Annotated in this window: 8 protein-coding genes and 1 rRNA gene; 3 read left to right on the forward strand and 6 right to left on the reverse strand. The window is 64.5% G+C overall.

What is annotated here, in order from left to right:
• Window positions 1–25 precede the first annotated feature (25 nt).
• Window positions 26–1,285: an amidohydrolase family protein gene (locus tag ACFVSI_RS15635; protein WP_387825442.1), complete on the forward strand. Its 1,260-nt coding sequence runs from the start codon at window positions 26–28 to the stop codon at window positions 1,283–1,285.
• A gap of 83 nt (window positions 1,286–1,368) precedes the next feature.
• Here the strand turns inward: ACFVSI_RS15635 and ACFVSI_RS15640 are convergent, their stop codons facing one another.
• From ACFVSI_RS15640 to ACFVSI_RS15650, 3 genes are all read right to left on the reverse strand, one after another.
• The gene (locus ACFVSI_RS15640) at window positions 1,369–1,854 is read right to left on the reverse strand and encodes a pyridoxamine 5'-phosphate oxidase family protein (RefSeq protein WP_387825445.1); all 486 of its coding nucleotides are present in this window, start codon (window positions 1,852–1,854) and stop codon (window positions 1,369–1,371) included.
• Entirely contained in the window at window positions 1,820–3,166 is a 1,347-nt protein-coding gene (locus ACFVSI_RS15645) for an MFS transporter (RefSeq protein ID WP_387825448.1), read from the reverse strand. The genes ACFVSI_RS15640 and ACFVSI_RS15645 overlap by 35 nt, the downstream gene beginning before the upstream one ends.
• A 252-nt stretch (window positions 3,167–3,418) precedes the next feature.
• Window positions 3,419–4,879 (reverse strand): FAD-binding oxidoreductase, encoded by a 1,461-nt coding sequence (locus tag ACFVSI_RS15650; protein ID WP_387825451.1) that lies wholly within the window; start codon window positions 4,877–4,879, stop codon window positions 3,419–3,421.
• 234 nt (window positions 4,880–5,113) lie between these two features.
• Between ACFVSI_RS15650 and ACFVSI_RS15655 the strand changes: the two genes are divergently transcribed.
• Together ACFVSI_RS15655 and ACFVSI_RS15660 are read left to right on the forward strand one after the other, a co-directional pair.
• Window positions 5,114–6,841, forward strand: coding sequence for a glycoside hydrolase family 13 protein (locus tag ACFVSI_RS15655; RefSeq protein ID WP_387825454.1), 1,728 nt, complete (start codon window positions 5,114–5,116; stop codon window positions 6,839–6,841).
• 19 nt (window positions 6,842–6,860) lie between these two features.
• Window positions 6,861–7,883 (forward strand): LacI family DNA-binding transcriptional regulator, encoded by a 1,023-nt coding sequence (locus ACFVSI_RS15660; RefSeq protein WP_387825457.1) that lies wholly within the window; start codon window positions 6,861–6,863, stop codon window positions 7,881–7,883.
• A 25-nt stretch (window positions 7,884–7,908) separates the two neighbouring features.
• Here ACFVSI_RS15660 and ACFVSI_RS15665 read toward each other — a convergent pair whose 3' ends face one another.
• The 3 genes from ACFVSI_RS15665 to rrf form a co-directional block, all read right to left on the reverse strand.
• Window positions 7,909–8,430: a GNAT family N-acetyltransferase gene (locus ACFVSI_RS15665; protein WP_387825460.1), complete on the reverse strand. Its 522-nt coding sequence runs from the start codon at window positions 8,428–8,430 to the stop codon at window positions 7,909–7,911.
• On the reverse strand, window positions 8,423–8,914 hold the full coding sequence (locus ACFVSI_RS15670; protein ID WP_387825463.1) for an SRPBCC domain-containing protein: 492 nt from the start codon (window positions 8,912–8,914) through the stop codon (window positions 8,423–8,425). The genes ACFVSI_RS15665 and ACFVSI_RS15670 overlap by 8 nt, the downstream gene beginning before the upstream one ends.
• A gap of 184 nt (window positions 8,915–9,098) precedes the next feature.
• Window positions 9,099–9,192 (reverse strand): 5S ribosomal RNA (gene rrf, locus ACFVSI_RS15675); the annotation flags it as partial.

Raw genomic sequence — 9,192 nt, forward strand, 5'->3', positions numbered from 1 at the left:
GGATTCACAACCGAAGGAGCAACCATTGAATACCCTGATCCGCGCCGTCCGCCCCTGGGGGCAGGCCCTCAGCGACGTCACCCTCGCCGCAGGCGAAGCGGGCGGCGCCGAAGCGGGCGGCGTCGAAGCGGGCGGCAAGATCACCGCCGTCGAACCGCATGACCCGTCACGCGTCATTCCAGGTGACGTGACCGTAGTGGAAGGCCGTGGGCGCTTGCTGCTGCCGTCCTTTTCCGACGTGCACGTCCACTTGGATTCCACCCGGGTCGGCTTGCCGTTCCGTGAGCACACCGGCGGCCCGGGTGTGTGGACCATGATGATGAACGACCGGCAGAACTGGCGCAACGCCGAGGTGCCCTTGCAGGACCGTGTGAACGACACCCTGGGCCGGATGATCGCGCGGGGCACGACCCGGGTGCGTTCCTACGCCCAGGTCGACGTGGACTGCCGTCTGGAGCGTTTCGAGGCCGTTGCTGCCGCCAAGGAGAAGTTCGCGGCGCAGGCGTCCGTGGACCTCATCGCCTTCCCGCAGGCCGGCCTGTTGCTGGAGGAGGGCACCGTGGAACTCATGGAAGAAGCCCTCAAAGCCGGGGCCAACGTGATGGGCGGGATCGATCCCTGCAGTTTGGACCGGGATCCGGCCAAGCATCTGGACATCGTGTTCGGCCTGGCGGAGAAATACCAGGTTCCCATCGATATCCACCTCCACGAACCGGGCGAGCTGGGGGTCTTCAGCACCGATCTGGTACTGGAGCGCACCCGCGCGTTGGGCATGCAGGGCAAGGTGACCATGTCCCATGCCTACCAACTGGGCAGCGTTAATGAGTCCACCACCCGGAGGTTGATTGATGCCTTCGCGGAGCTTGACGTCTCCTTGGCTTCGGTTGCTCCCGCTGCCGCCGGTCAGCTGCCCATACCTCTGCTGACCGAGGCCGGGGTCCGCCTTGGCCTGGGCGAGGACGGCCAGCGCGACTACTGGTCCCCCTATGGCAACACGGACATGCTGGACCGGACCTGGCAGCTGGCCTTCACCCACGGTTTCCGGAAGGACGAGCTGATTGAGCACTGCCTGGCTATCGCCACCATCGGTGGCGCCAGCATTCTGGACCCCGACGCGACCAGGCTGAAGGACACCGCCCACCGTCCCGGCGTCGAGGTCGGCGATCCCGCGGAGTTGCTCCTGGTGGACGGCGAAACCGTGGCCTCCACGGTGATGGACCGGGGCAAGGACCGCACGGTCATTCACGCCGGTCGCGTTGTGGCGGACCAGCTGGAACTCGTTTAGCTGTTGCCGAACCCGCTCTTGCACGGAGCCCTGGCCGTCGTACGGTGAGGGCTCCGCGTAAGGGCGGGTTTGTCATTCCCGGCCTACTCACTCCTCGCTGTGGGCGCTCCATCCATGGGGGTCCACCACGTATCCGGTGGTGTCACCATGAACCGGCGTCCGGTCACGGAAGAGGGAATGATCCTGATGAACTGGTCTTTCTGGCCCGCCTCCCAGGGGAAGAGCAGGAGGCCGATGGTATCCAGCACTTCCTGGGTCAGGCTCACGGCGGTGGCTTGTCCCTTGACGACTACGCTCCAGGCCACTCCGGTTTCAGGATTCACGCCGTCGGCCTCGATGGCGACAGGGGTATCGCTGAGTGCCGCGTGCAGCTTGGTGCCTTCTCCTGTCCGGAACACCATGGTGCCGTGGTCCACCTTGTAGTTCACGGGAAAAATGTCCGGGTGGTGGTCCACCACCACGGCCAGCCGGCCCACAGAAACGCCGCGGAGCAGCTCCCAGCATTCGTTGGTTTCAAGGATTTCCGTGGCCGGGCTACTTGGCTGGTTCGTCGATGATGAGTTGCTCATACCGCGAGGATACGCCGCTGGATTGCCCTCTGACAGTCCCGGGACCGACGCTCACCAAAGGCCCGCGGATGGCGAAGAAGCCGGCGACGGCGAGCACCACCGCTTCCGCGGCCAGCACGCAGAAGGTTACCTCCCAGCCTCCGGTCATCTCGTGCAGTAGCCCTGCCAGCAACGGACCCAACGAGGCCAGCGCGAAGCCAAACCCTTGGCTCATGGCGGACAGTTTCCCGGCCGACTCCGGTCCGGCTGATCGAATCACCACCAACGCCATGCCGAGTCCGAACCCGGCACTCTGCACAACCCCCAGGATCCCCACTGCCAGGAACTGGAGCTCCGCAGGCGCCACCAGAACACCCAGCAGTGCCGCAGCCACAGAGAGTCCCAGACCCGGCGCCAGGATCCGAAGGATCACAGGCCGGCTGGCCAGCACGGGAGCCAACAGGCTGGCCGGGAGTCCGGCGAGGCTGAACCACGCAAGGAGCGCAGCGGCATCGGCAGAGCCAAGTCCACGGGATACCAGGTAGACCGCCAGCCAGGATGTGATGGCGAAGTACAGCATGGCCTGCAGGCCAAAGAACGCCGTCACGGCCCACGCGGTGGGTTGCCTTCGGAGCGGAGCGCTAACGTCCGACGGCGGGGCTCCCGTCGTCGCTGCTTCGGCGCCGACCGCCGTGGTGACGACCGCCGTGGTGACGGACGCGGAGGACGCGAGTGCCGCCGTCGGCCGTCCTCCGGAGCGGTGAATCAGGAATGCGCCGATGAGGGCCGGGACAGCCCACACCGCCAGGGCTGAAGCCAGATTGCCGCCAAAGGCCTGTTCCAGTGGCTGGACCAGGCCTGCTCCAAGCGCAGCGCCCAGACCAAATCCCATGGTGCACAGACCCGTCCACCAACCAGTCCCTCTGTTGGCCTTGACGATCTGGGGCACCAGCACACTGGCGGTCATGATGGACATACCGGCCAAGAAGGTCCCTGGCAGCAGGAGTGTCGGTACGGTCGACCGAATAATCAATGCTGCCGCCAATACCAGAAGCGCGACGGCGACGGCCCGGCCCGTCCCGAGGCGTCGGGCCAACCACGGTCCGATCGGCCCGGACACGCCGAAAGCCAACACAGGCAGGGTGCCCAACAAGGGCAGCAAAGCCGGATCCAGGCCGAACACTCCGGGTACCTGCGCCATGACGCCTGCAACGGTGGTGATGGCGGGACGGAGATTGACAGACACCAGCACCAAGGCGAGCAACACCAAAGCCGTTGAGACGTGGGAGCGACGTCCCGAAGGTTGGGGCACCACCCGGCGCTGTTCTGACACGTCGATCTCCTCATAGCTTCTTTGGTATACCAAACAAGAGTATGGGTTGATCGTCCGGATGTAAATCCGCGTCCACAAGCGGCACGAAGTAACCAGGCCTTACGTAGTGACAGCCTTGGGATACCAATTCGTGGGATCCAGGAACCCCGCCACACGCCCGCCCCTTCGGAGTTACGCCCGCCCCCATGGAGTTTTTGTACAGCTAACGTCCTTAAGACGCCCTTTTGAGCGCGTTAGCTGTACAAAAACCCGCTAGATGGCCTTCCCCGGGTTCAGGATCCCCTGCGGATCAAACAGCTCTTTGATCCTGCGCTGCAGCTCGCGCACCGGCTCAGGCTGCTCCAGCCCGAGCCACCGCAGCTTGTACTGCCCTACCCCATGCTCACCGGTGATGGTGCCACCCATCTCCAGGCCCACACGGATCGATTCGTCCAGGGCAGCATTGAGTCGCACCAGGGCATCGGCGTCTGTTGCGGGATCGACCCGGTCCATCCAGAACGTTGGGTGCAGGTTACCGTCGCCGGCGTGGGCCACCACTTTGAGGTTGACCTCGAAGCGCTTGGCCATTGCCTCGAGCGAGGCCACGAAGTCCACCAGGCGTGACCGCGGCACGGCGATGTCCTCGCCTACCCTGAACTCATCGTCCACCTCCACGCCGCGGCTGTTGCGGCGAATTTCCACCAGCATTTCAGCCTCGGCGCTGGCTTCCGTGGTCACGGTGGCGCCGCCCGCGGCGAGAACCTGCCGCACGACGTCGGCCTCTGCAGCCGCACCGAAACCGTCGGTTTGGATCAGGAGCAACGACTTGCCACGCTTTTGCAGATCCCCACCGTGGAGTTCATCAAGCTGGACCAGTGTTCCGTTGTCGAGCAATTCCATGATGGCTGGCTGCACGCGCGCCTTGCCAACGGCCAGAACGCCCGCGGCCGCACCGCGGAAGTCCTGGTAGAACGCGGCGATGGTGTGGACTTCCCGCGGCAGGTATTTCAGCCGGACGGTCACCCCCACCACGATGCCGAGGGTTCCTTCCGAGCCCACCAGCAGCGCGGTGAGGTCGTAGCCGGCCACGCCTTTGAAGGTCTGGTGGCCGGTATGCATCAGTGACCCATCCGCCATGACGACATCCAGCGCCAGTACCGAATCGCGCGTCACCCCGTATTTGGCGCAGCGAAGTCCTCCGGCATTGGTGGCTACGTTGCCGCCGATGGTGGACATTTTGTAGCTGGCGGGGTCGGGCGCGTACATGAGGCCGTATTCCGCGGCGGCAACATTCAGGTCGGCGTTGATGACGCCGGGTTCGACGACGGCGGTCTCGTCGTCGGGGTTAAGGTCCAGGATGCGGTTCATCCGTTCCAGGCTCAGCACTATGCAGCCTTCGGTGGCGTGGGCCCCTCCCGACACGCCGGTTCCGGCGCCTCGGGCGACGATCGGTACCTGGTGGGCCGCGCAACTACGAACTACGTGCTGCACGTCGTCCACCGATTCTGCCCACACGACGGCGAGCGGCAGGTGTCGCTCAATCATTGGGCCTTGATCGATCGAGTAGACCGTCAAAGTTGCTTCGTCCCTGGCTACCTGCCGGGCCTCAAGCCCGGTGGCGAGCTCGTCAAGGAAGGCTACACGTTCAGTGCGCACCCCGGCTTCTGCCTCACCGATGGTGCGGCTTCTGATGCTTTCTGCTGATGTTCCGGCGATGGCCGTTTCGTCCGACAAGACATTCCCTCCACATGAGCACCGCGGACACGCCAAACCGGCAGTCTTCGCAGTCTTCAGGCCAGTCTAGCCAGAGCATCGCGGATGCTTTCAGGGCCGCGTCTGCAAACGTTTCCACCCGTGCGGCTGTCACACTGCACGCAATACGGCATGCATAGCTAAAGGCTTGTAATAACAGCAGCCTTAGCACTGGAAACGTTTACAATTTTGGCGATCCTCTTCTACGATGACTCCATGTCCGTTGATTCCTTGCTCCAGGATTCCGCCCTCGAGCCCCCTGCAGCGTTTACGCAAATCACCCCCATCCACGATGCCTCCACGGCCCACGGTTGGTGGCGTTCCGCAGTGATTTACCAGATCTATCCGCGGTCCTTCCGGGACCTCAATGGCGATGGCATCGGCGACCTCGCGGGCATCACCGCCGAGCTCGCGCAGCTGGCAGGCCTGGGAGTCGACGCCGTCTGGTTGTCGCCGTTCTACCGCTCGCCGCAGCGTGACGCCGGGTACGACGTCAGCGACTATTGCGACGTCGATCCCCTGTTCGGAACGCTGACAGACTTCGATGCCCTGATTGCCGAAGCCAACAGGCTCAATCTCCGGGTGATTGCCGACATCGTCCCCAACCACTGCTCGGATCAGCACGTCGCTTTCCAGGCCGCTTTGGCAGCGGGACCGCACAGTCCCGAGCGCGAGGTCTTCATTTTCCGGGACGGACTTGGACCGGACGGCAACGAACCACCCAACAACTGGCAGTCGCACTTCGGCGGACCGGCCTGGACCCGGGTCATCGAGCCGGACGGCCAGGCAGGACAGTGGTACCTCCACCTCTTCGATTCCTCGCAGCCGGACTTCAACTGGGACAACCCTGCGGTCCACACCGAATTCGAACGCGTCCTCCGCTTCTGGTTGAACCGTGGAATTTCCGGCTTCCGGGTGGACGTAGCCCATGCACTGGTCAAGGCTCCCGGCCTGCCGAACTGGGGCGGACGGGCCGACGGCAACAGTTCAGAAGGCTTCCCGGGGCAGGACGCTCCCATGTTTGGCCAGCCAGCCCTGCACGACATTTACCGCCGCTGGCGTTCCATCCTGGAAGAGTACGGCCCGGACCGCATCCTGTGCGCCGAGGCCAACGTGGATCCGCTCCCCCGCCTGGCCCAATGGGTCCGCCCTGACGAAATGCACCAGGCTTTCAACTTCCCCTACCTGCACGCAGGCCTGGACCTCCACCGCCTGCGCCAGATCATCACCGACTCGCTGATCTCCTTGGACGCCGTGGGCGCCCCGAGCACCTGGGTTCTGTCCAACCACGACGTCGTCCGCCACGTCTCGCGCTTCGGCTACGACGGCCCGGGCCCCCGCGACGGCGACGGCATCGGTCCGGACGACGTCCAACCCAACGAAGAACTCGGACGACGGCGGGCTGCCGCAGCAACCGCGTTCATGCTCGGCCTGCCGGGCGGGGCGTACCTCTACCAAGGCGAAGAGCTTGGCCTTCCCGACTCCACGAGCATCCCGGCAAGCATGCGCCAGGACCCCACGTTCGCCCGCACTGGCGGGGCAAGAATCGGACGCGACGGCTGCCGAGTACCGCTGCCCTGGCGTTCCGCTGAAACCCACGCTGGATTTGGGCACGGCCTGGATCCCTGGCTGCCGCAACCCGAGTCCTGGCCCACGTTGGCGAGGGACCAGCAGGAGTCCGATCCGGCGTCGCACCTTAACCTGTACCGCGCGCTGCTTGCCGAACGGGCGCGGTTGCGGTTGGGCGCAGGGTCGCTCGCCTGGGTGGAGGACTACTGCACGGAATCCACCCTCGCCTATCTCAACGGAAACACCCTGGTAATCATGAATGTCGGGGCAGAACCCCTCCCGCTGCCAGCGGGCGAGGTCATCCTGCGCAGCTCCGCGGCCGAAGCCACGCATCCACTAGGCTCGGGGGAGACAATCTGGCTGTCAGCCAGCTAATTTCCCACCAAGGAGCAGCATGACCGGCATCAAGGACGTAGCCGAGCACGCAGGGCTTTCCGTCGCCACGGTGTCGCGGGCCTTGAGCGGCAAAGGGCACGTCTCCCCCGCCAGCCGGGAGCGTGCACGCGCCGCGGCTGCCGAGCTCGGTTTTGTGTTGTCCTACCATGCCTCCAGCCTGGCCTCCGGCCGTACGCACAACGTTGGCCTGGTGGTTCCCTCGGTCCACCGCTGGTTCTATTCAGCGGTGGTCGAGGGTGCTTCAGCAGCGCTCCTCGAAGCCGGCTACGACCTCACCCTGTACAACATCGGCGAAGACCCTGCGCGCCGGCACAGTGTCTTCAGCGATTTCCTGCTGCGCAAACGCGTCGACGCCGTGATCGCCGTGTCCCTGGAGCTCAGCGAACGTGAGACCCGGCAACTCCACGCCATGCACCGGCCCATCGTCGGCATTGGCGGTCCACTTCCGGGAGCTTCGACTATTCGGATCAACGATGTCGGCATCGCAATGCAGGCCACCAACCATCTGTTGGGACTCGGCCACAGCAAGATCGCGCACATCACGGGAAACGAAGCCTACGACCAAGACTTCCAGCTGCCCGGAACCCGCCGCAGCGGCTTCGAAAAGGCAATGAACGACGCCGGCTGCCAAGTGAGGCCCGAATGGATCGTTTCGGCTGATTTCACCATCGAAGGCGCCTACGCCGCTGCGCGTCATCTGCTGGCGAGTGCACGTGACCGGCCCACCGCCGTCTTTGCGGCCTCTGATGAAATGGCTATAGGTACCATTCTGGCCGCCCGCGATTTCGGACTACGCATTCCTGAGGACCTCTCCGTCATGGGCATCGACGGACACGACCTTGGAGGTGTCCTGGGCCTGACCACGATCGATCAGGACGCCAAAGGCCAGGGGGCCTTGGCCGTCCAAACTCTCCTTGGAGCGATCAACAACGGCCTGGCCCTTGAGCCCGCCGATGCTGAGCACCCCACCACGTTGGTGGTTCGGAACAGCACGGCTGTGCCGAAAGCTGTTGTTACCTAGGCGCGGATGTCGGCGTCCGGGGTCTCTACGGCAGCGGGCGCTCCATGAAGAGCTCCAGCCTGGAGGAGTCCTGCGGATACGGACGGCTGGCGCCGTTGATCCCGAAACCGTGGCGGCGGTAGAACGCCTGGGCACGCGCGTTGTCCTCGTGGACACCCAGTTCAAGGGAATGCGCGCTGAGCTCCTTAGCCGCCGCCTCGCACGCCTCCTGCAGGAGTTCATCGGCCAATCCAAGTCCACGAAATTCGGGTGCTACGTACACACTGATCAGCATTGCCTGGAGCGGCCTTGCCGGATCCTGGGGATGCTTCACGGCTACCCGCATGAGGGCACAGAACCTGGAGCCGTCCTCACCGTCGTCAGCCACCAACGTTATGCTCGCGTCACCGGACATGGCCACGGCCCGTTCCTGCCATTGACTGTCCGTCTGGCGTCGTGCAGCGTCAATGCTCTCGATGTAGGCCATGGGCGTATCCGCGAGCATCTCCAAACGAATCTTCTTCAGGAGTTGCCAGTCCCCTGCGTTGAGCCTGCGAACCCTAGGCAACTGCTCCGCCCATGAACCTCGCGTAACGCTCCAGAACCCGTGGCCAGCCGTCCGCGTACGACGCCCTCGAAGCTGCAGGATCTTCTGCACCCTCCCAGCCGTCATGGATCAGGCGGACTTCCGTACCGCCCTCCACTGCACTGAAAACCACACGGATCTCGGTGGACCACAAAGGGGTGCCCGCGGGGTACCAGCTGGCGTGGAAGGACAACGGAGGCTGCCAGTCGTCAATAGTTCCCCACACCGAGGTGCGGCCATCCTCGGCCGTCTCCAGGATGAGGTTTTCCTCGAACTCCACGTGGGAGCCAGCGCCGTAAACGCTCTCCTCTTCCAGCGGCCACCAGAGATGAGGATGATCCGTGAACCCCTGGAAGGCGTGGGGGACGGTCGTGGGCACAACGACGTTGACGATGAGTGGCTTAAGATCCTCGCCTTCGCGGGCCGCCTCGGGTTCTTGTTCAGGGTGGCTGAAGAGGTTTTCCATGACCACCAACTCTACCGGGGGTGGAGGCGCCGGGGGTGGAGGCGCCGGGGGTGGAGGCGCCGGGGGTGGAGGCGCCGGGGGTGGAGGCGCCGGGGGTGGAGGAGGCTGCCCTCATTGCATGGCGTGTGTGGTTGTTAAAGTCGAAAGGCCCCAACCGTCGTGGTTGGGGCCTTTCTGAATGTGTGTCCGGCGGTGTCCTACTCTCCCACACCCTCCCGGGTGCAGTACCATCGGCGCTGTGGGTCTTAGCTTCCGGGTTCGGAATGGGACCGGGCGTT

It is taken from the genome of Paenarthrobacter sp. NPDC057981 (genome assembly GCF_042886835.1).
Taxonomy (GTDB): Bacteria; Actinomycetota; Actinomycetes; order Actinomycetales; family Micrococcaceae; genus Arthrobacter.

Bases quoted from the DNA above. Each gene is read 5' to 3' on its own strand.
- ACFVSI_RS15640 (WP_387825445.1), bottom strand. From the start codon at position 1,854: ATGAGCAACTCATCATCGACGAACCAGCCAAGTAGCCCGGCCACGGAA.
- ACFVSI_RS15655 (WP_387825454.1), top strand. From the start codon at position 5,114: ATGTCCGTTGATTCCTTGCTCCAGGATTCCGCCCTCGAGCCCCCTGCA.
- ACFVSI_RS15660 (WP_387825457.1), top strand. From the start codon at position 6,861: ATGACCGGCATCAAGGACGTAGCCGAGCACGCAGGGCTTTCCGTCGCC.
- ACFVSI_RS15670 (WP_387825463.1), bottom strand. From the start codon at position 8,914: ATGGAAAACCTCTTCAGCCACCCTGAACAAGAACCCGAGGCGGCCCGC.